Consider the following 24,511-nt stretch of genomic DNA (forward strand, 5'->3'; position numbering starts at 1 on the left):
GCGACATGATCTCGAAACGCGAATGCCATGGTTGGAGAAGTAGATTGAAGCCGATTTCGTATGTCCTCCTTGCCGCGACTTTCGGCTTCTTTGCTTTCACATGTCCTGATGCGGCCAAATCAGGCGGCTTCGATTGCCGAAAGGCGGTCAGCGCTGATGAGCGGGCGATATGCTCAAACGACGAATTGTCTGCTCTCGATGATGCGATGGCCGCTGGGTTCCGGCAGGCGAAGAAGTCATCACCGTCAGCTGTTAAGTCGCTGTCGCGCTCGCTTCTCGCCGAGCGGAACGCCTGCGGTGGCGATGTAGAATGCCTCAAGTCTGCGATGACAAAGGCTATCGGAGCTTATAAATCAGTGATCTTGGGCGAGCCGGTCGATGCGAACGGCCAGGATAAGAACAAAATCTACGACGGGACCGTGCCGCGATGCAGGTCACCGTTTCCTCGCGGAAGGGCCTGAATTCACCGAACGCAATCATTTCGGTCGAACACTGCCGGGAAGATGCGGTCGCCTTCTGCCGCGACTACGTGCAGAACGTGACCGACAAGTGCATTGCTGATGAGCTGGGGATCAAGTTGAGCGATAACTTCAGTGGCAACTGCAAGACCGGCCGCTTCACGACGATCACGCATCAGACCTACATATTTTTTGGTCGGAACCGGTCTGGCTCCAGCACAATGGGTAATGAATTCATCTTGAGCGGCGCGGACACCAACCAGCCGTTGGACGGTAGCATGGCAATCGGATACTCCCTTCAACTACCATATGATTGTGGATAGACGTGGTGGAGGTAAAGCCCCGACGCGATCGGTTCGGTATAACACCATAGAACCGTGTAGGACTTCTGTTGGGACAGCTCTATTGCCAGACGCTTTGCATAGCATTTCGGATATCTGGATTTGGTGGCGCGCCGAACTGCGTGATCTGCTCACAGTATCCGAGAAGAGAAGCATCGGCGCCCCGCGTGTGCAAATAAGTCGCGCTGGTGCAATCGTAATATTCCCAGGGAGCAATGAGGTACAAGCTGAGCCTCTCCCCTTCGCCGAAGCTTTGCCATTTCTCCGTCCTCGTTCCCAATGCATAATTGAACTGACTGACGAGAGAGGTTTGGTCAGACATCTGTCCGATCGCACAATCCCCTATCATCAAGCCCTTGAGATGGCAGCAATCGATCTGGCGGAAGAGACCCCGTTTGCAGGCGACACGGTCCACCTGGCCATTGAATGGCCATCTGCCAAACGTCGAGGGACCCGGTATTTGATCATCAGAAAGGACCAGATCGACACAATCTTTGAGAGCTTTGCGGACGCAAAAATTTGCTTGAAGGGGATCATCGCAGGGAGCGCAGCCGGGCGACCGTTTGAAGTCTCGAAACACTGCCTTTACCGGATAGTCCCAAAACCCATCCGCCCTCGCACGGGTCGAAGGTTGACATGGGCTCTGCCTGCCATTGCACTAATTTTAGCTGCCGTAGCATTGGGGCAGCTCAATTATCGCTACTACGCAGCTTCAGAAGCGCTCAAGGAACAAGTTCAGTTCCTACAGCAAAGAGCAACAGTCATAAGAAAACGGTTGGATAAAGAAGCAGATCAACAAGCTGCCCTTGCTGCGGCTCAAGGCACGAAAGCACAGGCAATTTCCGTTACGAAGCTTTGGGGTCGTCTTACAGAGGTTCTCCCGCAATCGACCTGGCTCAACGAATTTTCCATCCAAAATAACGTAGTCTCAATCGATGGGTATTCCGATGATGCCGCGGGTCTGATCCGCCTTCTCGACGAGAACACCAAGTTTTCCGCGACACGATTTACCAGTCCTGTCGTCCATATACCTGGCGTCGCTGGCGACCACTTCTCAATTCAGATGAACGCGGCTCTTAGATGAATAACCTGCTATTCACGTTGATGAATGCTTCAAACTTGGTCCGCCGAGTTGCCGCTTTGACGTTATTGTTGTTCGTTGCGATGATCCCTCTGTCGATCGCGGCCATGGCTGCATACAACGTTTCCGATCTTGCCAAGAATATCGATACACAACGCCTATCCCTTGGGCACCTGACCGCGTTCATTTCGAACTCAGCCAAGGCGGCGGAGAGCTCGCCTCCGTCCAGTAGCGCCAGTGCTGGCGATCTTTTCCTTGCCGGTGCCACCGCCGCGATCGCGCAGGCAAATCTGCAGACCCTGGTTACCGATATAGCCAGGAAGGAGAATGTCGAGGTTGCATCGACAAGCGGCCTGCCGTTACTGGAAAGCGGTCGCCTGCGGCTGGCCGGTATCAGACTTTCCCTACAAGGCGGATTGGCCCCTATGTATGGGGCTATAAAACAGATCGAGTTGGCGACGCCTCCCTTGGTCATTCGAGAGGTAAGCATTCGGAACGTGACACCCATTCAATCGTCTGTTCTCAGCGGGCCGATCCAGTTGTCTGCGGAGCTGTCCGTATATGGTTCGATTTCTCCCGCGACGACTATTGAAGGAGGCGTAGCAAAGTGAGGTGGCTAGGTTCCGCAAAACCGCTGAATATTGTTGGATGGACCGCCGCCCTCACCGGATTGTGCGTCTGCAACATTATGGCAATGCGAGACGTCGGTACTTATCCCATCCTTGCTAGTGCTGGCGCTTCGGCACCTAATCCTGTAGTGGCGAAGGAGAAAAACAATGCAAGTGGCGAAGACATCGTCGCTGGTGATATCGCACTTGAAAGACCCGTATTCAGCCCGAACCGTCTGCCCTATCAGCCACCCGTCGTTCCGCCCACTCCGGTCCCGATGGTACCGCAACAAGCCGTTGCGCCGCCCATAGTGGCTGCGCCGCCGCAAATCAAGCTTCAGGGGATCCGCGATTTCGGTGGCGTAACGTCGGCCCTTGTTGGCTCTGGCGACAAGGTTCCCGAATGGGTTCGCGTCGGCGACACTGTTGAAGGTTGGCAGATAAACGAAATCGACAAGAACCGTTTGCGTCTCGCCTCCAACGATCGACACGTCGACTACTATCTTTATGAGGAACCGCCCAAGTGATCCTACAGGGAGGATGGTTGGATCGCCAAGATCGCGGAAACGACGGCTTTGCGCTTATCGTCGTGATCGCCTTCCTGTTGATCTTTTCGTCCTTCCTTGGCGTTTTCGCGATGTCAGCGCATATCAAGGCTTTGACTGGCGCAACGCGCCTCAGCGCTTTTCGTCTGGAGACCACGGCTCAAGCGATCACAACGATGATCGCCTACAAAATTGCCAGCTCTCAGTCCTCAAACAAAATTGCTATCGAGGGATTCGCGCATTGCCGGGTCGGCGATTTCGACGTCGATATAGGAGTTCAGCCGCATTCCGGGCTGATCAGTCTCAACCTCGCCAGTGAAGAAACACTCATGGTGGGCTTTGATGCTTTGGGCATTGCAAATGACGATCAGAAGACTTTGGCCAAGGCGGTCGCCCAGTTTCGATATCCTGGCGGATCATCCAATGAGGCGTCGCTTCCGTCGCTACCGAATGGATACAAGTACGCCCCCTTTGAGGACATCATGGAACTGACCGATTTCAAGCCGCTGGAAGGTATTCCTGCCTGGAAATTGGCGCGTGTTTTCTCGGTCTATGGGTCTTTCGCAACGCTCTCGCCCGCGAGTATGTCGCCGCTGCTGCGATCAAGCCGCAGCGCAGGTCTACACGAAATCACCGCACAGCGGATGCCAGCCCCGGCAGGGACGACCGTCACTATCGAAGCGACAGTGCAAGAAGGTGGCCGCCGGTATTATGTAGGTGACGTTTTCGACATCGGCGGAACATCCATGATCCGTCATATCTCCGCGGTGCCCTGGGATCATCTATCCACGCCACCAACAGGTCCGAACAATCCGGGCCTCTGTGCCGCAGCTTTCGATCCGAAGGACATTCGTCTGCTGAATGGAGCTCTGCAATGATGGTGGGAGAACGGTCTCTTCAGGGGTTCCTCACCTATTTGCGAACCGCGGGCGACCTTTCGACAGAGGCAGCCGAACGCGTGAAAGCTGGCGTGGCCAGAACTGCGCAAGCCCCGGATATCGTCATTCGAGAGCTTGGACTTGTGGCGGAAGGAGCCTTGGCGGCCAAGCTGGCAGAGTATTTTGATGTCGCGAGAACGGACGTCATCCAACTGGACGCCCTTCTTTTGGCCCAGCTCGGAGAGGATTATGCGCAACGCAAGGCTATCGTTCCGATCACAAGCGACGATGAAACGATTGTTCTGGTGATAGCGGATCCGTTCGACGTAGCCGCCCTCAATGCCGTCGCCTATTTGTTCGATCGCCAGGCGGAGGTCAAAATTGCTTCGCGCAACTCTATCGAGGAAGCGATCAAGCGGGCCTCCACAGCGGTTCTTCAAACATCAGAAGACATGATTGGATCCGATCGAGATGACGACGTCGATCGGCTGCTGGATATTTCCAGAGAAGAACCCGTCATTCGTTTTGTCTCTCGGGTCGTTCAACAGGCAGTTGACGCTGGTGCTACGGACATTCACTTCGAACCAGAGCTTGAGAGCCTCAACATTCGACTACGACGAAATGGCATGCTCCAGAACATTGAACGTGCTCCTAAGGCGCTTCAAGCAGGGATCATCAGCCGTATCAAAATTCTTGCGAAATTGAACATTGCAGAGCGGCGGCTGCCTCAAGACGGCCGGATCCGCCTTTCCGTTCGCGGCGAAGATGTCGATTTCCGTGTTTCGGTGATGCCGAGCGTTCATGGTGAAACCATTGTTCTGCGTATTCTCAACAAGACCAATGTCGCCTTGGACCTTCTATCGCTTGGGTATCAACCTCAAGCAGCAGAGCAGCTATTGGCCATGGCCGAAAGACCGAACGGCATCATTTTGATCACCGGTCCTACGGGCTCAGGGAAAACCACAACGCTTTACGCCTTGCTCGATAGGATCAACAAGCCCGATCTGAAGATCTTCACCGTGGAAGACCCGGTCGAATACAGGATGAAGGGCCTGACGCAGATGCAGGTCGATCCGACGATAGGACTGACCTTTGCGGCCGCCCTTCGCTCCGTTCTTCGTCAGGACCCTGACGTCATCCTGATTGGCGAAATTCGCGATGGTGAAACAGCACGTATTGCGATCCAAGCCGCACTGACAGGCCATCTGGTGCTATCCACCCTTCACACCAGCGGCGCAGTCGGGGCGATAAGCCGTTTGAAGGACATGGGTGTTGAGAGCTATCTGATCGAAGCCACCCTTCGCGGTGTGGTGAGCCAGCGGCTGCTGCGGTTGACCTGCTCAGCCTGTCACGATCATGACGTCGGTTGCCAAACCTGTGGCGGAACCGGTTATCACGGCCGGAAAGTGGCTTATGAGATCCTCGAAGTTACCGAGATCATTCGTTCCAAGATCACATCGGGAGCGTCGAATGGCGAAATCGAGGATGCGGCACGCAGTTCGGGAATGGTGCCAATTCGTCAATATGCGCAAGTCATGCATAAACGCGGATTGACGACCCAAGCGGAGGTCGCGCGGATGATCGACTTCGAGGTAGTGTGACATGCCAAAGTTTAGCTACAGGGCATTTCTTACCAGCGGTCGCCAGGAGAGCGGAACTATTGAAGCAAGCGATCTGTCCGACGCTCGCTCCAAACTTCGATTGATGGGCCTTAAGGTCTCATCAATTCTCCCTGCACGCGCCGCCGACCACTGGAAAACCAAGTTCCTGACGCTCGAACTTCACGCAAAGCCGGATTATGCACGGTTCTTCTCCGATCTCGCTATTCTGATGAACGCGGGTCTGTCTTTCGATCAATCGCTGAAGGCCGTTTCCTCATCCTCGGCGCCTGCCACAAGGAGGGTTGCCGACGGCATGCTTCGCCTGATTTCCGAGGGGAAGTCGCCGTCAGACGCTGTCGGCAGCCTTGATAATCTGAGACCGGACATACCCGCTCTTGTCCGTAGCGGCGAGCAAAGTGGTCGATTGCCCTTCGTTCTACAAACTATCGCCGTCGACCTTGTTAAACAAAAGGCTCAACGGAAAGCCGTTGTCGATGCTGCGATCTATCCGTGCTTTCTACTATTCATGATGGTCTGCGCCATACTCGTCATCACTTTTGTGCTAGTGCCTTCGATCGCGCCCGTCTTCGAAGGAGCAGGAAGATCGCCCCCGATGATGATCTCGGTCCTATCAACCATACGGGAATGGCTTTCCGCACCCGGTTTCCTGTTGGTCGTGTTAGGATCCACGCTTGTCGGGATGGCCATGTTTGCCTGGCAGCGGTCGGCTCTCGCGCGGCAAATGTCCGCCATCACAATGCGCCTGCCACTGATCGGCACGATCACGCGGGATATTGCGCTAGGCCGTTATCTGCAGAGCTTGTCACTTTTGCTCGCCAATGGCGTCACCATGACGACAGCCCTGAAACTTTCTGCGGATTGTTGTTCCGTGACATCGTTCAAGCCGAACCTCAACAAGGCCGTTAATCTGGTTTCTGCAGGGACCCGCCTTTCCGAGGCGATGCGACAGTCGATGTTGTTTCCACAGAGTGTCGTCTCGCTGGCTGCCGTTGGAGATGAGGTCAATAATTTGCCCGTCGTTCTGAACAACGCCGCCGTCATGTTGCAGGAGGATGGGCAGCGCCTTCTCGATCGCGCTCTAACGCTGATGACACCAATCATCACGATTGTCTTGGGAGCCCTCGTCGGAAGCTTGGTGATTTCCGTCATGACTGCCCTCCTCAGCATCAACGATTTGAGCCAGCAATGAAGCGGCTTGATCATGCATCCATTCCTGAGGAAGGATTCTCGCTGGTCGAAATGCTGGTCGTACTGACAATATTGGGGCTGATTGCGGCAATCACCGGCCCGGCCTTGCAGCGCGGACGACAGATGAGCATTGCCGACTTCCGCACGCGGATTATGCATGACGCAGCGCTTGCCCGGATCAAAGCGGTTTCAAGACAGCACATGGTCAGGATGGACATCGATCTGGCTGGTCGTGAAATCGCAAGATCGGAATGTTGTGAGCGGCTTCCTTTTCCAGACGGCATTTCAATGACGGTCCTGACAGGCCGTGAACTGGTCACAGCCGACCGAAGCGCTGCCTTCCTATTTTATCCCGATGGCAGCGCAAGCGGCGGCAGGATTACCGTCAAGGACGCTACCGACAGGCAACTCTCGTTCACACTCAACTGGATCGACGGAACGGTCAGTCAGGTCGGCGATGATTGAAGCGAACCTCCTCAGACAAGCGGACGACGGCTTTACGCTTGTGGAGACGATCGTTGCTTTCCTTGTCCTTGCCATCGCAATGGGCGTTGCTACGCAAACCATCAATATCGCTACGATTGGCATCAAGCGATCGATCGAGAGCGATCAGCTTATTGAACTGGCAAACTCGATCCATTTGATCGAAGTGCCGAAGCTTATTGGAGCGGGATTGGCCTCGACAGAAGGCGCCGATCAGCGGGGGCGGTGGAAAGTCAAACTAAGCCCGAAAGACGGACAGGCTTATCGCCCCGGATCGTTTATAGGCTTTACCAGCATCGAGGTTTCTGGCTCCTCGAACATGGAGCGAACGGACAACTTTGTCTATTTTGATATTCTGTCTGTCCGATGAGAAAGCAAGTTAAATCCTTTGCCGAAGAAGACGGTTTTACCCTACTCGAGACACTGATCACCGTCGCAATCGTTTCACTTTTGTCCATGGTCATCGTTGGCGCACTCGGGCAGGTCAGAACGATGTCCGCGGTGTCAAACAGGACCGATCAGGAAGTTCGCTATGGCGCCATCCTCAACTACCTGGACGCAACACTTGCTAACGCCAGGCCGTTGCGGCTGCTTGGAAGACAGGAAGCCGACCCTGTCGTTATGGACGGCGACGTCGATCGCCTGAATTTCGTGGCGATCGTCAAGACTGGAACGTCCATACAGTCATTGCGCGAGGTGATTTGGACAAGTTCTAGTGACGGCAAGCAGCGCCAATTTGCGCAATTGTCCAAGCCACGTCGGCTGCAGCCCGAACTGCAATTGGGAGAACAAAACGTGCTTGCCAACGGCAACTTATCGGTGACCTTCCGCTATCTGAACGACGATCGCCGTCAAGCGGACGACCAGTTGTGGCTAAGAAAATGGAAGAGCGATCGCCTTCCCGCCGCGGTCGAGATCAAGATCCAAGCCGACGATGGTTCCCGACTGATAACCATGACAAGGATCGTTCCGCTAGATTCCGGCTCCGTGCCTAGTCGCTGAAGAGATCCGCATCCTGCCCTTCCCCACCCGGTTTGCCATCGCGACCGAAAGAAGTGATCTCGAACGGCTTCTTGTCCCCTGGGCTTTTGTATTGGTAAGCCGTGCCCCAGGCGTCGGCAAACGCGCCGCTCTGCTTGAGATACGGACCGTTCCATTTGGCCTCGGTGGGAGGCGCGGTTTGCAGAGCAGCAAGACCCTGCTCACCACTTGGGTAGTGGCCGGTGTCGATATAGTAGAGCTCCAATGCGCTCTGAAAGTTCTTGATCTGCGCCCTTGTGGTATCGACACGTGCCGACCCGAGATAGCGCAGGACTTGCGGTGTCGCGATTGCGGCAATCAGACCGATAATAGCCAACACGACGAGGAGCTCGACTAGTGTAAATCCTTCCTCGCCGCGGCAAGAAATGTCCTTTCGCGCGCTGGCCTGAGGGTGCGTGTTTCCGTGCATGGGATTATCCGAGATTGAGCGGTCGAAGATGTTCCATGGCCCAAGTCATCAAGAGACTAAGGCATAGGAACGGGCCGAACGGGATTCGCCTGTCCGCTACGCTGCCATCGACGCTTCGAAAGGTCACGGCCACGAAAACAAGCGCCGAACAACAAGCGATAAGGACGAAGCATGGGATATCTGACAAGTCCAACCAAACGGAGCTGGCAGCCATTAACTTGACATCGCCCATCCCCAAGGCGCTCCTGCCCCGCAGCTTTGTTAAGGCATTTCTGAGCGTTAGAACGCACACGAACACAACGCAAGCGTTAAGTGCACCGACTGACATCGCGTACCATCCCTGCGACAGCCGGACGCCAAGTCCGCCTGCAAAGAGCAAGGCATTGGCAAGGTCAGGTATCCTGAAGCGTCGGATATCCTCCCAGCAGATGATCGCCGAGATCGTTGCCAGAAAACCAAACTGCAAGAGATCGGCCATTAATTGGCAATCCGTTTGAGATCTTGTTGCAGATCATTTTTGCCGCCGCGGCGCTGCTTGATCGCCGAGCCGAAATCAAGCTGCCGGCGAAACTCTTCGGTCACGTTGCGAGCGTCGTTCGCGTCACGCACAATGCGCGGCCGAATAAAGATGACCAGCTCCGTCTTGCCGATCAGATCTTCCTTCTGCTTAAAGGCATTCCCCAGGATAGGGATGTTCCCAAGAACCGGGGTCTGGTTCTTTGTGATGCTGTTCTTTTGTTGAATGAGGCCACCGAGCGTCACCGTCTCGTTGTCATTCACCAGGACCCGTGTCGAAATCTTTCGTCTTCGAATCGTAGGCGAGTCGATACCAGACGTGGTGGTTTTGACAACATCACTGACCTCCTGGTCGATTTCGAGCATGACGCGCCCTGAACTATTCACGTGCGGTATGACCGCCAAGATCACGCCTGTGTCCTTGAGCTCGATCGAGTTGATAACCGGAGAATTGCCGTTGACGCTCGCCGCTTGCTGCGTGACGATCGGCACCTGATCGCCCACCTGCAACGTAGCTTTCTGGTTGTTTAGAGCCATCAGCGTCGGCGCCGAGACGACGTTGACTTTCGTGATGCTCGAGAGCGCGTTCAAGGTGACGGATATATCGTTTGCCGAGTAGCTCCACGCAAAACCTGGGAAGCTCGCACCAGTCCCGCCATTGGACAAGTCCGAGAAGCCGACGCCGAATTTGCTATTCTCCAAGAACCACCGCAGGCCGAACTTCAGCTGATCGTTCAATGTGACTTCGGCAATGACAGCCTCCAGCATGACCTGCGTTGGCTGAACATCGAGCTGTCTCAGGATCAATTGAACACGTTCATATTCACGTTCGGTCGTCGAGATCAAAAGTGCGTTGTTCTCCGTATCGGCGACAACCGAGGTTTTGACTTTGCCTGAGCTGCTGCTAACGGCGGGATCGTAATTGACCGCCTCGGCCACGGAAGGGCTGTAGTTAGTGGCGGCGGTCGCCTGCGCTTGCTGTCCATCGCTGCTTGATACAGTGGCCGGTTGCAAGTTTGGCGCCACTGAGGCTGTGTCGCTCTCCTTGCTTGAGCCCGAATCCTGGGCCTTCAGAACACTTTGCAGAACGTCCGCGAGCTCCTTTGCGGGGCGGTTTTGGATCTGGTAGACGAACAATTGCTGCTCGGTGGAACTCGCGAGCCGATCCAATTTGGCAATCCAGGCTCGCGCTCGCTCGATGTATGCAGGTCGCGATGTGATGACCAGAACGGAGTTCAATCGGTCATTGGGAATGAACCGAATGACGCCTTTGCCGAGCGACGTGTCGGTCGCGAAAATGGTGTCCAATTCCTTTGCAACGGCTGCAGGCTTTGAGGCTTTGAGCGGCGTCAGCGCGACCGACATTCCCTGCATCCAGTCGACATCAAACACGGATATCGCCTCGCGCATGGCGGCAAGATCCGAGCCATTTCCCGCAAGTACGATCAGGTTCCTGGCGGCATCAGTTCTTAGAACTGAACCCTGTTGGCTGATTGGGCCGAGAATGCTTTTCATCTCGTCAGCAGCGACAAACTTGAGGCCGATGACCTGAACTTTGACGCCTGGCCCCTTAAGCGTCGCCCCGGAACCGCTCACAGAGGGCACCGAGGAGAATGCCTCGGATGAGGGCACGATCCGGTAGTCGTTGTTACGTTTGACAATGACGGCTCCGTTCACGGAAAGAGCCGATTCAAGCAGATCGGCGAGAGCGTCCTTCGATACTGGTCCATCGGTTTGCAGCGTTACAGTGCCTGTGACGCGAGGGTCGACGACGTAGCTGGCTCCCATGATGTCGCCAAGAACACTTTTCGCCGCGGCTGCAATGGGTGCGTTAACGAGATTGAGCGAATACCCCTGCTCACCGTTCCGCATCGGTGCCGCGGATACCGGCGGACCGGCTCTTGAGACGAAGTTACCCGAGCCTTCAATACTTACACCGCCGGGACCGGATGATGCGTAGGAAGAGAGAAGCGGGTCTTTCCCTCGAGTGTAGCCTGCTGGAAGTGGCTTTCCGGCGTTGCTCAGCTCATTCACCTTGATCGTGAATGCGTCTTCGATTGAATCGTTCGTCGTGCAACCACTTAGCCCCACCCAGACCAAAAGTACCAAAAGCGATGAGCGACTCATTCAACTGCAACCATGTCGATAATTTCCCCTCCGTAGGGGTATCACACGGAGCAACTGCATCCTGATCAATTCGTCTGAACGCTTTCGGTGTCCACAGTTAATACTGCGAAACGATCCTCTGACTGGAGTCGCGGGTAAAATTTTGGCACTACTTTGGCATAGCCTATTCGGGGGCTCTGAACCTGATACGGCAGTGAGGGCATCGTTGGGATAGATGGTGGCTTGAGAGTGCGCTGACTGTGGCTCGTATCCTACGGTGAGGACCGCCTTGTGAGCCGAGGTGGAATATCGCAGGTCATAGGACTATCCCTAAGAATAATCCTATGACGAGGCACCATATCGAAGTGATCACATGGGTGGAGCGCGGCCGCCACTGGTCTCGTGAAGAGAAGGAACAGGGTTGTAACCGCCTTTCCTAAGTCCAATGCAATTGTATCCGGGATCCCGCGTTCGGCCGCTATGCTCGCCAGTCAACCCGTTTCGCTGGCACTGGAATTCTCCCGTCATCATCCACTTCCTGCCCACGATCAGGCAGCAACCCTTGGCGCCATGGACGCTGGTCGAGAAATAGCCAACGCGAACATTCGGAAAAGGCTTCTTAACCTGCTGGGTCTAGAGCACGTCCATTTCATTCGGGGTCATAACCGCATGCCTTTGGCGAGGCCTGGCCCGCCTCAATGACATCGCCTTCGGCATTTCCATTGGAACTCGCCGACAATGTGGGCAATCGGAAGCCTGACCGGATGGTTACTCCCCATCAACTTATCGCGCCTTGCTGCGCTATACGATGCCACGGATTCTCCGGCTCGCGTGGTCCATTCCGCCATTGCTTTCACATCTCTCCTTTGTCACGGTGCCAACGTTTTGCCTCACGGGCAGTTCGGCTCGAAGAACCGCGCATACAATTATCACCGATAATGCGCCCGATATCCGGTCCCATTTTGGCTGGCTCGGTTGAAAAAATTCTTCAGCTCAATATGCCTATTCAAGTCGCCTGGCTTTTAGTGACTGAACCCACTTATTGGGCGCGCCAGCAAAATAATCCCTCAGCCGATCCTCCACATGAGAAGGGTCCCACACAGCGGCCGCCTCCTTGCCTTCAGTCTCTTCGAACGTGATAGGATGCTCACTACAATCGATATTACTGTAAGAATATATTTTTCCACTAATTTTGTCTTGCTTGTAAAATATTACATCCTCCAATGATGTTTCCGCAGGAAGCACTACGTGATCATAAATTGCCCAAACACCCTTCGTTACCGCATAATCCATTACCCAGAGCGCAAAAATCACCTTACTTTTACATATGTCGCTGACGGATAAGTCATCCTTGGTGCGAATATCAAAAAATGCAAAAAGTGGGCTTTTTAAAGCCAGCGCATAGGTGAAATACCCATTTTCAAGCTGAATCTTAACGATGTCGCCGCGCTTTCTTCTAATTTTCCTTGTGCTATTCATTCTCCAAACTCCCGTCTTGACTCACCCTCATAATACGACTTGTTGGGGTTCGAGGGGGAAATACCATTGTATCGGTTTCCGGACGTTCCACCTATCGAACGCGCGCCTCCCGCTCCAGTAATTAGCTGTTGTTCCCTACCGCGAATGGCCGCAGGGTTCGAACTGCTTTTGTCCAGCAGGGCAGGGGCGTATCCTTCTGCGTTCATATGATGCGCCCTATCTCTGGCGGCAACGTTTTCCTGTGGGCTCTTGGTTCCACTCGTTCTACCACTATAAATCTCTTTAGTTTCTGGGTTTGTCTTGGTATAAGTTTCGTAGGTTTTAGCAACCCTCGCTGTCGGCGCCGCTTTTCCTAACATCGGCGCCGCTGTTCCTAACCCTCTAATCGTTACACCATTGACGTCCTTCTGAAGAATGCCCGCGCCCATCGTCGGCATGTGATTTTGAATCTCGTGAAACTGTCTTTCTTCCTCCTCGGCGGCGTCGTAGCCAGGACCCTCTATTTCGTCGCTGGGACCAATGCCCCCAGCCATTTGCGATCCGCCACCATCGCCATGCTGGTCGTGCCCAAGGAGACCACTGAGACCATTAGAGGCTGCAGAAGCAACTTCCGAGCGCGAGGTGGCTTGATTGTCGTCGCTGCCATAGGCGGTACTGCGAGGATCGATGGCATGTCCATTAGGATCTGACTTGTTTATGGGATCGTTGTCTGCGTAGGCGTATCGGTTCGTTCCGACGCCCTCCTTGGTCGGATCCCAATCGTCTGGTGAGATGAAGCGGCCGAACGCCGGATCGTAGTATCGGGCATTGAGATACATCAGCCCGGTTTCCGTATCGAAACGCTCGCCGATATAGCCCTTCTGCGTCTGCATCGCCGTGTTGGTGCGCTCGCCATAGGCGGCATACCCCGTCTGTTCGACGATGGTGCCGTCACTGCCGGTCACCTGGCGCACGGAGTTCAGATGATCCCGGTGCAGGAAGGAATTCGTCACCGCATGCGTTGTATTGTTGATGACGATCTTCAGATCTGGATGCGGATAAAGCGTGTAGATATCGGTGCCGGGCGTCGTCCGGTCGATCTCGATGTCGGCACCAGCATAGAGCGTCGTCCCGAAGGCCCAACTCTTCTTCGCCCGTGCTCCGTCCGGGCCATAGGTGAGGGTCACCGTTGAACCATTCTGGGTTACCGTCGACAACCGGTTGCTACCATCCCATGTCAGCGTGCGCTTGCCATCGCTCAGCATATTGCCGTTCACATCATAGGTCAGCGAGGCAGAGCCGATCTGGGTGGCAGCATGCGGACGCGCCGCTGTACCTGCCGGATAGACATAGGCCCCAGCCACCCGCGTCCGCGACAGAAGGTTATTTGTCAACGAATATACATACGTCTCATCAAGCGCGTTGTTGCCTAGATTATCGGCTGTTTTTAATCGGCTAAAATTGTCATAAGTGTAGGCCCAACTTTCCGTAGGCGTCAGCCCAGTAATCGTCTTGATGCGACCCACCTTGTCCCTCGTGTACTGATTATCCATCAGCACGGCGGCACCTTTGGCCGTTGTCACCCGCGTCAGCCAGCGCCGGGTCGGGGAATAGGAGAAGTTTGTGGTCACACCATTGGCATAGGTGATCGACCGCGTCTGCCCGTCAGCCTCGTAGGTTATAGAGTTGATGTAGCCAGGAATGGAATACGGCAGATTGCTGGTATTATATCCCCAGCGACTGTTCGTATTGCCGACACTGAGCGGGGTATAGTCCAGCCAGATCTTCTCGTCCTGACGACCGCGGGCTTCATTGTAAACGTTCGTCAGACCATCGATCGTCGTATTGGTGCGGACAAACCGTCCCGAGCCATTGAAGACATTGTAGTAGAGGTTGGTGGACGCTGGGCCTTCGGCCTTCGTCAGGAGGCCGAGATTGTGATAACCAGGCTGCTGGTTCTCATCATAGGTGTTTTTGGCCACCAGTGTCGGCGTGGTCTGGCCGGGCGCCATCGCCTGCTGCAGCGTCAGGCGATCCAGCTGATCATATTGCATCGTCGTGACAAAGCCGCGGGCGTCCGTCTGCTTCGTTAGGCGGTTTGAGGCATCATACTCATATGACCAGTTGCCGAGATCAGGATCGCTCGCTGTTAGGCGATTGCCTACCATGTCATAGGTATAAGCCCAGTTGGCGCTCTCGTTATCATTGACGCGGATAACCCTACCAAACATATCAAATGCGCGATAGTTAGCGAGAATCCCTTCAGGCGCGATCTTTACGACCTCGATGATATTTCCCCTAGTATCGATAAGTGTTCGCGCCTCTTGTTGCTCTTCGTTAATCTCAGTCACTACCCAAAGAGTGGGATTGGGCAAATCCCCGAGCTTTCCGAGATAGAACGATCGGGAGTACGTGCGAAAAGAGCCGTCTGGATTGACGGTCTTAATCAATTTGTCGTCCCAATTAAACGAATTCGTCGTCCACTGAGGGCCTTCATTGCTAAAACGACTGGGTGCTGTTACCCAAGGATTACTGCGCGCATCATACGCGGTTTCTGTGACGGTCGCAGGTTCCCCAGCAGCATAAGGCGACGCTTCCAGAAGCCACGGCCTACCTAGGCCGTCATACCAAGTGCGTTTGTAAACTTCACCGTTCCCATTTGATTGCTGTGTATATGTTATAATAGCCTGTGTGTTGGGATTGCCTTCGTTCTGATATTCCGTCCGCTCGAGTCGGCCATACCCACCATGGGAATATCTTGATGGCCGGCAGAACGGATCGTACTCGAAGCTCTCATTGATATTGTTCGGATCAGTGCGCAGCGATACCAGACCACAGACGGGGTCGTAGGTGGACGTGGAGACGAAGCGCGTATCGGCCGGCTGGTTGCCCGTTACAAAATAGCGAGGGGATCGTTCGGTAATTGGGTAGATGTGGTATGTCGCATCGTAATCCCATTCGGTGCGCTGCCCCATCGGCTCGACTCGGGCAGTGCGATTGCCGTAGCTATCATAGGTATAGTATGTGCTTGCCCCCATTTGCATCGTCATCAGATTTTGCATATGGGTGAGATTGCCTTTGGCAGGTGGCTGCCAAACATCGCTAGATCCATCGTAGAAAAAGTGCTGATATTTCACATAAGGGCCGCCGCCCTGCATGTTTGCCTGACTACGCTCGGCAAGCATACGTGAGACGATGTATTGGTTCGTATTTGGTGAGAAGAACCGCTCGGTAAATAGTTCGTCTCCAGGCACATCAACGCGGCCATAGTCTTTAATCTGTATAATGTTGGCATACGCGTCGTATGCCCGCTCAACCTTCAGTGTGGCAACTTCGTTTTCCGTGAGGACGGTTGTTGTGGCGGTGTTCAGCGCGAAATATGGTTTCACCGAAGCGTTGACGGCATAGTCTTCGAAAACTTGTCGGTGTATTACTCCAGCCCCATCTTTCCAGTTGGTGAACTCTGGCAGACCAAAGCTTGCAACATCTTGACGATATACCGTTTCAACGATGGGTCTTGCCGTCTCACCATTCGCTGCAGGCTTTAGCGTACTAACGATACGGTAGCCGAGGAACTTTCTGGATGCAGGGTCATATAGTCCGCCATAGTAGGAGTAATCCGTAGTAGCCACAACGCCGCGTCCGTCATTGACCGTGATCTTGGAGACGGCATGCATCACCTGCGGCATGTATGTATTCGTCCAGCGCGACGACGGCGCATAGTCGATCGAGATTGTGCCGCCTGTCTCCAGCACGACATTGCGAAGCAGATTCGGATTGCCGGAGCCGGGATTTGACACGGCAAGGCTGGTCGGCGAATCCACCATGTCCGGCATACCGTCGCCATTGAAGTCGCCCATAAGCGACGAACCGCGCACAGCAAAGGGTGACTGTGCCAGGCTGCTGCCTGATGGACCATTCCAGAATCCATAGGCCTGCAGCGTCTTGAACGGCTCTGTGTCGGAGCGGCCAGCGGCCGAGAATACATCGACCTTGCCGTCGTTGTCGAGGTCGCGCAAGATCGGAGATCCGGAGATCCATATGCCGCTTGCAACCTGCTGGAAGGCATAACCCGCCGACAGCCAGACTTCGACGAGATACCCATTCGAACCGCTGTTATATACGGCCTTGACAAGATCTGTCGTCCCATCGCCGTTGATGTCGCCGAGCACACAAACCGGCGCGAAGATTCCTTTATTGAGATCGCCTTGACATCCAATAGGTTGGCTGACGGTGCGCACCCAGGAGTTATTTAGCCACCGGAAGATATTGACCTGGGAACTGCGGGTGTCGGCGGTCACGATGCTCTGCCGACCGTTGCCGGCAAGGTCGCCCACGCCGAGAACATAGCCATTCTGGCCGATCAACGCGCCCGGAAGCACTGCCATCCCATCGACGCCATCGCTCTCGATGTCGAGGGACGCATATCCGGTGCCGATTGTGCTAGGCGGGGTCTGCGTGGTTTGGGCAGCCGGAAGGCCGGCGCAGGCGCCCTCGAAGCCTGGAGCCGGGCAATCGCGCCGGGAAATGACCAGGCTGCCGTCCGTGACGACGACCGAGCTTTGCGTCGTGTAGTTCGTCGTCGTGCCACCATTGCCTTGGTTCTGCAGGCTTGCAACGGTCACGCTATAGCCAATATCCCTCGTATTCTTGCCGGGCACGTAACGACCGGCAAAATAGCGCACGAAGGGCATCGGCAGCACGTCGAGATTGACGGAAAGTGGGGTCGAATAGAAGTTCTGCGTGGCGGCGACATGACCGTCGACCGTAAAATTGGTCATCTGCCATTGCAATGTGCCGGTATTGGCCTGTTGCTTTAATTGCGCGCCGAATAGCTCGTCCCGTCCGTCGAAGTTCAGGTCGCCTGTTTGGCGCGACAAAAAGCTTTCCGTCGTACCGGCTGCCACACCCGGGAATTGGCCACCATAACCAACATAGCCGTAGTTGACGCCGTCGTAGTTCATCTGACGAATGGTCTTTACAGCGGAGCCCCATATCGCACGGGTGGCGAGATCGGCGCCGGAGTTCCTGCCGTAGGCGTCGACCCGCACGAGACGGGAGGCATTGGAGAACGGCGCCTGGTCATAGGACAGCGCGTAGCCTCTGCGCAGATTGCCCGATGTCCACACAGTGATCGATTTGATCCGGCCGGTCGTATAGGAAATGGTGTGGCCATTCGCAGCCAATATATAGTCGGGTCGCGTCTCGAAGCTGAATACGATCTGCGTGCCATTATAGGTAATGTTCGTCGGGTAGCAGACCGGCCCGCCAGGGCAGCTGTAGTTATATTGAACCGTGTTCCCGTTGGGGTCGGTGACGGATGTCCGCATCCAACGGTAATTGCGCTGTAGATTATTATCTACCGAGCCAGGGACAGGATTCGTCCCTGATATCGCCGATACTGATCGGAAAGTTGAGTATGTGCCGTCTCGCTCTGTCACTACCCATTCGTTAGTGCTTCCATTAAAGCTGATGCGACGATAGCTCTCGTTCTCAGTGGTGTGCGTCCCCCCGGTCGCGCAAGAGGGGGAATTTACCCCCGAGCCACAGGCCACGAGTTGCTGACCGTTCAGCAGAAACACATCACTGGCTTCAAATTGGGGCGCACCGTAACCTGGACTCGCCCGCTCAATGACATGAATGCCCTCAAGGCCCCATCCATAGCCGAGCCAGCCCTGATAGAGGCCTCCGATCTTCGTCTTGCGCGAGGAATCGTAGTGCAGCGAAATCTTCGGCTCCAGTCCGCGGAAGGCGGGCACGTCGATGTCGATATCCTGGGTCATGCTGCCAGTACTGGCAATCTCAGGAACCGAGGCCTTCTGAATAGCGCTGACGGGAGGAGCGTCCGCAGGCGCAACTGCCGCTGCTGCGCTCAGGGCAGTGACCCCCGCCTCCGATTGCGCTGATTTGCCGAGCGCTGACTTCATGTCAGCATCATCTCTGGAAGAGGCCCTCCCTGATACAGAGGGGTCCGTACCGGTCGCACCGTTGCCCAGAGCACCCTGGCTTGTCTGCTGCGTTGATTTGCCTAGTGGCGTGCGATCCACAGCTGTATCGATCGGCGACGCTGCCTCCGCATTGGGCTGTCCCGCTGCCGGCGTCGTGCTCTTCGCATTCATGGATGATGGGGTAGCCGTCGACGATGGCGACGCCGCTCCCAAACCGGCGCCGCCGTTGCCGAACCCGCTTCTGGGTGTCATCGATGAGGATGTTTGCTCCGCTGCTGCTGCAGACGCTACCACCAAATCCCTAACTACCGGCGGCGGCCCGCCCGCAAGCACAATAACACATACCCCGGCAGCCACTACGGCTGCCGCCCCTAGACGACGAAACGACATGAGCCCCCACACGCGATCTATGACTTAAGTAATGCAACCAAAAATACACACGCGCATAGCGGAAACGCAAGAGGGTTCCTCACCCATAAGACGTTAAATTTAAGACCGTCCTGGAACCAATTCGCATCCAACCCACGGCATATAAATTGTTCGTGCGCACATCGCCCTATCAACCGCGAGCAGAGGCTGCGCTGTCGAGCAGATGTTTGCAAGGATAAGAACAGACATCTGGGTCTTATCTTCTCGATTTTCGGGCCACACGGAGGCTTGAAAGCTCACGTTGGGCACCGGCATGTTCGTTGGGCAAGCAGGCGTTTGCGCCGATCACCCTTTTACCCCTTCCCGACAGGACGCCGATGAGCTTCTTTTCTGTGGTGGCGACTATCATATCGATATATTCGCCAAAATCGTTGGCCGCCGAAGACCCCAAAAGCTCAAGGCGTTGAAATTTACGATCGACGCGCGTCAAGCGGGAGTCCTGATCCAGATCTTGGATGCGGAGCTTTTTCTATATTGGAATTCTGAAAGCGAAAACTACGAGAGCGAATTGCGAAAAGACCACGAAGTGTTTCCGCTTGAGCCGCCGAAGTTTCCTTCATGGTTCGATCATAGCGGCCATGCTGATTAAAAGGCTTTGGGAACATGCATAGATTGATGATGCAAATAGTTATGCTGGTGCCCGCCTTGATCAGAGTCGAATTTCTGACCACGCAAATTCGTTGCACCGATGAGATGTCCGACGAGAGTGGCGAATGGTGCTCTTGAAAGGACTCGAACCGCCGACCCCGTCGTTCAGTCGTTATGTTCGCGCCGAATATCCCTGTACGGCCAGCTGCTTGCTTTCGGGAATGGCCGATATGGCTCCGGAAGGGGACTGACGGGTTTGACAGCCGAAACTGCGAAAGCGGCCATTCCTGCGCATTAGTCTCAGTAACACTTCCGGCCCTGATCGGTCACTGCGGTGTTTCGCAAGTCATGTCAGCCTTTAGTCCTTCCAGGACCTTCCGCGCACCGTCGCGAACGGTAGAAGCCGAGGCCTGCGAATGTTCCTTCTGGAACGCGTCGGAGCCGCGTGGATACAAAGGGATGACAGCGGCTATACAATCCAATTGGAAGTTATTCCGACCAATTGTCGCATCGTGCCCTGCAATCCACTTGAAGATGCCGACCGGCCGGAAGCAAAAGAGGGAGGTAAGCAAGCGCAGCTTTAGCCACTAAACAAAAAAATACTTGCGCGACGACCAGGGATATTTTTTTATCGCGGAATTTGTTCTACCGTGTCCTCAGGAAATTCACCGATCGAAGGGAGTTTTCAGATGAGGCGGTTTATACCTGTCCTTGGTGTCGTCGTGCTCGGCGTCGGCGCTGCGCTTTACGGATTGGTGCAAGATAGACTTCCCGGCATCGTCAACAAGCATTGGCCGCCGGTCTCGGCTGAGCAGCAGCGCCAAGCGGCAATTGACTCGTCACTCGATAGCCTGAAGGCCATGACGACCCCAAACGTTGCGGTGGGGACTGATGTTGGTACGATCCAAATCCTGCTTGCCGAGCAGGCAAAAGATTTCGGCGTTACGAAGCTGGACATTGAAACCGACCGGCAGCTCCTCAAAGTCACGGCGGAATTTTATGTTGATTTCTCATCGATCAAGCTCAGCGTAAAAGACGATGAGCCTGGATTTATTGAGAAATTCAAGCCACGTGTTTCTGGCACTCTGATATTCGAGCTTGGCGCAAGGCTGGCAATGAAGCCAGAGCCTAAGCGCATGATTCAAGTCACGCTTCTGCCATCACTTACCGCGATCCATGTAGACAAAGTTGTTCTGGAGGACGGCTACGACGCCTCAGCGGCAGGCAAGATCATCGCTACTATGTTAACCGTCTATGCCGACAACATCACCGGGGTGTTTGCGAATAATCCGATCTTAAGCGCCGAGCTTCCGGCCAGTCTTCAATCTGCCTTTGATCCCTCTAGACTGCTCAAAATCGGCCCTGCTGCAGGCAGCGCTCTCAAGTTGGAGCTTAAGGTTAAATCTGTGAGTGTTCCCTACACCCTTCGCGAGGCCGCAACTCTGATCGACCGAGGCGGGATTGTTCTTCTTGGCGAACTATCGGTTGAGGCGGCACCACCAAGCGCTCATGCGTCCGGCGGGACGTTCGATGCGCTTGAGAACGAGTTTGATCAGAGGCTGGACTCTGGCCTTGGCGTGCAGTCCGCGCCGTCCGTCGTGTGGGCTGCGATTGCCAAACCACTCATTGCCGACAGCGTTAACAACGCTTTCGCGCTGGCTGAGGCTTGTCTGGCAGGGACCGGACCCATCCCATCACAGAGCATTCACGCAACAGTCCCCACGCCGGATGCTTCAACTATCAGTTGCGCGCCGAACATGGACTGTACGCCGACGAGGGTATGTGATCTGAAAGAGGATACGCGGGACTGCCGACGCCCGCCCCAATGCACTCACAACCACGATACGCGAGACTGCCACGGCCCTGGTAAAACCGCTTGTGAAATTGCTAAAGCCGCGCAGAATAAAGCCTATGATCGGGCCTTCGATGCTTGCAATGCTGGAGCCTGGATCAGTGATCAAGCCTGCGAGGTCGCAAAAGGCGCTCAGAACGCTACTTACGCGACCCAAAAGGCAGATTGTGAGGCGGAAAAGACCAAGGAAAAGGGAGCTTGCGAAGCTACAAAAGAAAGCAAGCGGCTCGGCTGTGAGACTATGAAGGGTGCCGTGAGCGCGCTGCACCATTTAGGGAATATTGGAATACTCGATGGCTCCGTCTCGGGAAATGCTGACCTCACAATCTGCTTGCAAGATGTAAAGCTCCAGGATGATCTGTCTGCGATCCATCTCAGCCTTGATACTAGCGGGTCTGCCCCACTCCATGTCAGCCTTAAATGGACACCTGTGGATGTTGCAGGCTACGCTTTATGCCAGTTTCCCTGGATTGCGAACAAGAGAATCAACGTAACTGTTCCAGCTCAAACGGTTGGAGTCGATGTGTCGCTGACCAGCGCTGCGGACGGCAGCGCGTATCGCGGGCATCTGGAGGCCACTCCAATTCATCTCAAATTTAGTCCAAGCCCTCTGTCTCTCATTTTACAGAATATCAATTTTAATCTGGCCTGTCCCGCAACAGCCGCCTTAATCAATGGCATGACCTTAAATCTCGCGCCGTTTATTCCTGAAGTTCTGAAAGACTACACTCACAAGCTTGACCCGATGGAGTTTAGCTTCAGCCCTGATATCCCGGAGCAGATAGTCGCTGGACATACAATCAAACCGGTTCTTACAGAAGCCGGGCGGGCGCTCATCGTATCTGGCTCCCTCCGTCAATGAGCAATAGGATCGCTCCGGACCCAGCGCTTAGGAAGGTATGAGGGATGCTGTCTTATCTCAACGCGGAAGCGGGCTTCATTCGGGCCTACGGAAATCGCTGCCTTCTGCTTGTCTTCCTATGTGCACTTACTCGCAGTGCCGAAGCAAGCAAGGTCTCGGCTCTTGGGCTCTCTCTCGACATCTCCCCCGCGACTATAGCTGTGTTCGGACCGCCGCTTGCCCTGTTGCTCTTGATCGGGCTTCGGATGGAATCCGACGTACTCTTGATGTCACGAAGCGCCGTGCTGGATGAGCTGATTGTAGCAAGCCGATATCGTTCGAGATTGGGTGTAATGGTGTATTTGCTCTTTGTGGTTCCGGCTTTGGCCGCGGCTTTCTTGGTTAGCCAGTTTTTCCTAAAGCTTGCTGCTACTAATATTGGCTGCGATGGCTGGCATTGGTGGGACCATCTCATAGACTTTTCTCATTTAGGAGGAACGCCCTCCACATACTGCATCCAAGACATGACCGGAGGTCCGTGGTTCTATCCGCCGTTCCAAGGCTACGTCTATTTGGCGATCGTAGCGTATTGCTTTTTGCTCGTGTGGAAGATTTCACGCGCCTGGCCGCAACTGCGAGGCCGCTGACTGAAAGGGAGCCGGTATGGCTTCCGCGTTCGGGGGCAAGAGCGGCTTCGTCCGCACTGCGCTGTCTTGCGATAGTTCGGAACTCTTCGTTCCGCTTGCCGACATTTCGTCTCTGTTAAGCCGCTAGCGGAACTCTTCGCGCGGTTGATACCTACCGACGCTCTCCCGCGGATTGGGCGAATATCAGTTTCGTTAGGTGCATATCCCCAGACCATTCACGCAGCTTTTGCCGCTTCCATCCGTCGCACAGACTACCAGTCTGCTGCGGGAAATTATGCCAATTGCTTGATTTTTCCGGCCGTCATTGCGCTCTGGCCGCTTTAAGCTTACCTCCCTCAATCCACACATTAGAAGATACCTGCGCGGCTGCGACCTCGCCGACGCTAATTCTGATCTCAATATTATAAGAACCGCACGGCAAGGCTACATAATTGCCGCCCCATCCCCATCCAACCGGTCCGCAAAATACCAACGTTTTGTCGTTTTCGAGCGGTGCCTTTCGGACAGTCCAACTCAAAAATTCAATTTGCTGTATTTCTCCCGGCCGAATGGAAAACTCCTTAATAAGTCTTGGAAAGGCGCGATGCTGATTGTCAAAATCCTTCACAGCTTGAACGTGTAAAACGCAATCAGACAGCGGCCGGTAAGATCTGTTTTCAATTAACACAGCAGCCCACTGCCGTGCAAATAGCTCATCGGGGCCTCCGCCTTCAGAGAAACCAGAGACGATTGTGATCTTAAAAGGATTCAGCGCTCCCACCCCTTTGCAACGTTCGCGGTCATTCTACTGGCGGGATCTGTTATGTTAGAAGGGTTTAGAAGTTTGGGGACACGGGCGGACTATGGCTGAAACTCTGGCGCAGGAAATCGGTTTACTCCGAACCCTTGCACAAAACCTCGAACGGTTGACCATTCCACTGGATCCGGACGTCGAAGCCTTATTGCGTGCCCAGGGACAAGAGCCGTCACCGGGCGGTCTGCCCTCAAAAATGACGATCCGCCCCGGCGGACATGACGCATTCAACCGACTATGCGAATGCCTCATGCGTCGACCGATGATCGAGCGAGGGGCCAGTTTCGACAATCTTCTGAACGAGCTTTTTGCTCAGATCGAGACGTATGCCGGACGCGATCCCGCAAGCATTATCGACGCGGACGCACAGCAGCTAGTTGATCACTTCGACACGTGGTTCACGGCCCTCGCTGCCCCGCGCAGAGTGTTTGTGCCATGTGCTCTCACCCCATGGGCAGCCCCTAACTTCAGCATCGGGCCGGTTACGTTTGTGCATCTCGATGAAATCTCGAAAGTAGGCTTCTACCTTGATGGACCAACGCCAGACGCCCTTGATAAGCAGAGCTTCAAATCGTTGCTCCAGTGTAAGCGGGTAGGCCATCCCACGTAGCGCTGGAGGGACAGATCGCTCATTTTCTGCATGAGTCATGCGGAGAGCCCTATGAGTGATACTGTGAAT

At 54.8% G+C, this 24,511-nt stretch carries 20 protein-coding genes; 15 read left to right on the plus strand and 5 right to left on the minus strand.

The genetic code is table 11. The features are described from left to right. Positions 1-44: 44 nt before the first annotated feature. The 11 genes from FHT29_RS29475 (at position 45) to FHT29_RS29525 (ending at position 8,206) form a co-directional block, all read left to right on the plus strand. The gene (locus FHT29_RS29475; RefSeq protein WP_168600787.1) at positions 45-461 is read left to right on the plus strand and encodes a hypothetical protein; all 417 of its coding nucleotides are present in this window, start codon (positions 45-47) and stop codon (positions 459-461) included. Further along, the gene (locus FHT29_RS29480) at positions 428-781 is read left to right on the plus strand and encodes a hypothetical protein (RefSeq protein WP_168600788.1); all 354 of its coding nucleotides are present in this window, start codon (positions 428-430) and stop codon (positions 779-781) included. The genes FHT29_RS29475 and FHT29_RS29480 overlap by 34 nt, the downstream gene beginning before the upstream one ends. A 328-nt stretch (positions 782-1,109) precedes the next feature. Next, positions 1,110-1,883: a PilN domain-containing protein gene (locus tag FHT29_RS29485; protein ID WP_168600789.1), complete on the plus strand. Its 774-nt coding sequence runs from the start codon at positions 1,110-1,112 to the stop codon at positions 1,881-1,883. Next, on the plus strand, positions 1,880-2,491 hold the full coding sequence (gene gspM / locus FHT29_RS29490; protein ID WP_168600790.1) for a type II secretion system protein GspM: 612 nt from the start codon (positions 1,880-1,882) through the stop codon (positions 2,489-2,491). Before FHT29_RS29485 ends, gspM begins: the two co-directional genes overlap by 4 nt. Beyond that, positions 2,488-3,015, plus strand: coding sequence for a hypothetical protein (locus tag FHT29_RS29495; protein WP_168600791.1), 528 nt, complete (start codon positions 2,488-2,490; stop codon positions 3,013-3,015). The genes gspM and FHT29_RS29495 overlap by 4 nt, the downstream gene beginning before the upstream one ends. A 17-nt stretch (positions 3,016-3,032) precedes the next feature. Beyond that, positions 3,033-3,911: a hypothetical protein gene (locus FHT29_RS29500; protein WP_168600792.1), complete on the plus strand. Its 879-nt coding sequence runs from the start codon at positions 3,033-3,035 to the stop codon at positions 3,909-3,911. Further along, complete coding sequence (locus FHT29_RS29505) at positions 3,908-5,512, plus strand: GspE/PulE family protein (protein WP_168600793.1); 1,605 nt, start codon at positions 3,908-3,910, stop codon at positions 5,510-5,512. Before FHT29_RS29500 ends, FHT29_RS29505 begins: the two co-directional genes overlap by 4 nt. 1 nt (position 5,513) lies before the next feature. After that, positions 5,514-6,722 carry a type II secretion system F family protein gene (locus FHT29_RS29510; RefSeq protein WP_168600794.1) on the plus strand — a complete coding sequence of 403 codons (1,209 nt, stop codon included), beginning with the start codon at positions 5,514-5,516 and terminating at the stop codon, positions 6,720-6,722. Beyond that, complete coding sequence (locus tag FHT29_RS29515; RefSeq protein WP_168600795.1) at positions 6,719-7,186, plus strand: prepilin-type N-terminal cleavage/methylation domain-containing protein; 468 nt, start codon at positions 6,719-6,721, stop codon at positions 7,184-7,186. Before FHT29_RS29510 ends, FHT29_RS29515 begins: the two co-directional genes overlap by 4 nt. Continuing rightward, positions 7,179-7,574 carry a prepilin-type N-terminal cleavage/methylation domain-containing protein gene (locus tag FHT29_RS29520; protein ID WP_168600796.1) on the plus strand — a complete coding sequence of 132 codons (396 nt, stop codon included), beginning with the start codon at positions 7,179-7,181 and terminating at the stop codon, positions 7,572-7,574. Before FHT29_RS29515 ends, FHT29_RS29520 begins: the two co-directional genes overlap by 8 nt. After that, a complete protein-coding gene (locus FHT29_RS29525; protein ID WP_168600797.1) occupies positions 7,571-8,206 on the plus strand; it encodes a prepilin-type N-terminal cleavage/methylation domain-containing protein in 636 nt (211 codons plus the stop codon). The genes FHT29_RS29520 and FHT29_RS29525 overlap by 4 nt, the downstream gene beginning before the upstream one ends. Here FHT29_RS29525 and gspG read toward each other — a convergent pair. From gspG to FHT29_RS29550, 4 genes are all read right to left on the minus strand, one after another. Beyond that, the gene (gene gspG / locus FHT29_RS29530; RefSeq protein ID WP_168600798.1) at positions 8,196-8,654 is read right to left on the minus strand and encodes a type II secretion system major pseudopilin GspG; all 459 of its coding nucleotides are present in this window, start codon (positions 8,652-8,654) and stop codon (positions 8,196-8,198) included. The genes FHT29_RS29525 and gspG overlap by 11 nt on opposite strands. A 477-nt stretch (positions 8,655-9,131) precedes the next feature. Continuing rightward, a complete protein-coding gene (gspD, locus tag FHT29_RS29540; RefSeq protein WP_168600800.1) occupies positions 9,132-11,297 on the minus strand; it encodes a type II secretion system secretin GspD in 2,166 nt (721 codons plus the stop codon). Positions 11,298-12,278: 981 nt separating this feature from the next. Next, positions 12,279-12,755 carry an Imm26 family immunity protein gene (locus FHT29_RS29545; protein ID WP_168600801.1) on the minus strand — a complete coding sequence of 159 codons (477 nt, stop codon included), beginning with the start codon at positions 12,753-12,755 and terminating at the stop codon, positions 12,279-12,281. Continuing rightward, a complete protein-coding gene (locus FHT29_RS29550) occupies positions 12,752-18,661 on the minus strand; it encodes an RHS repeat-associated core domain-containing protein (RefSeq protein ID WP_168600802.1) in 5,910 nt (1,969 codons plus the stop codon). Before FHT29_RS29550 ends, FHT29_RS29545 begins: the two co-directional genes overlap by 4 nt. Positions 18,662-19,364: 703 nt before the next feature. On the opposite strand from FHT29_RS29550, the gene FHT29_RS29555 reads away from it, so the two are divergent. From FHT29_RS29555 to FHT29_RS29565, 3 genes are all read left to right on the plus strand, one after another. Beyond that, positions 19,365-19,700 carry a hypothetical protein gene (locus FHT29_RS29555; protein ID WP_168600803.1) on the plus strand — a complete coding sequence of 112 codons (336 nt, stop codon included), beginning with the start codon at positions 19,365-19,367 and terminating at the stop codon, positions 19,698-19,700. Positions 19,701-20,388: 688 nt separating this feature from the next. Continuing rightward, on the plus strand, positions 20,389-22,413 hold the full coding sequence (locus FHT29_RS29560) for a hypothetical protein (protein ID WP_168600804.1): 2,025 nt from the start codon (positions 20,389-20,391) through the stop codon (positions 22,411-22,413). Positions 22,414-22,457: 44 nt separating this feature from the next. Further along, a complete protein-coding gene (locus FHT29_RS29565) occupies positions 22,458-23,039 on the plus strand; it encodes a hypothetical protein (protein WP_168600805.1) in 582 nt (193 codons plus the stop codon). A gap of 301 nt (positions 23,040-23,340) precedes the next feature. Here FHT29_RS29565 and FHT29_RS29570 read toward each other — a convergent pair whose 3' ends face one another. Next, entirely contained in the window at positions 23,341-23,799 is a 459-nt protein-coding gene (locus FHT29_RS29570) for a hypothetical protein (protein ID WP_168600806.1), read from the minus strand. Positions 23,800-23,881: 82 nt separating this feature from the next. On the opposite strand from FHT29_RS29570, the gene FHT29_RS29575 reads away from it, so the two are divergent. Then, positions 23,882-24,442, plus strand: a complete 561-nt coding sequence (locus FHT29_RS29575) for a hypothetical protein (protein WP_168600807.1) — start codon at positions 23,882-23,884, stop codon at positions 24,440-24,442. The last annotated feature ends 69 nt before the right edge of the window (positions 24,443-24,511 follow it).

Origin of the sequence: Rhizobium sp. SG741 (genome assembly GCF_012275435.1) — a bacterium.
GTDB lineage: Bacteria > Pseudomonadota > Alphaproteobacteria > Rhizobiales > Rhizobiaceae > Rhizobium > Rhizobium lusitanum.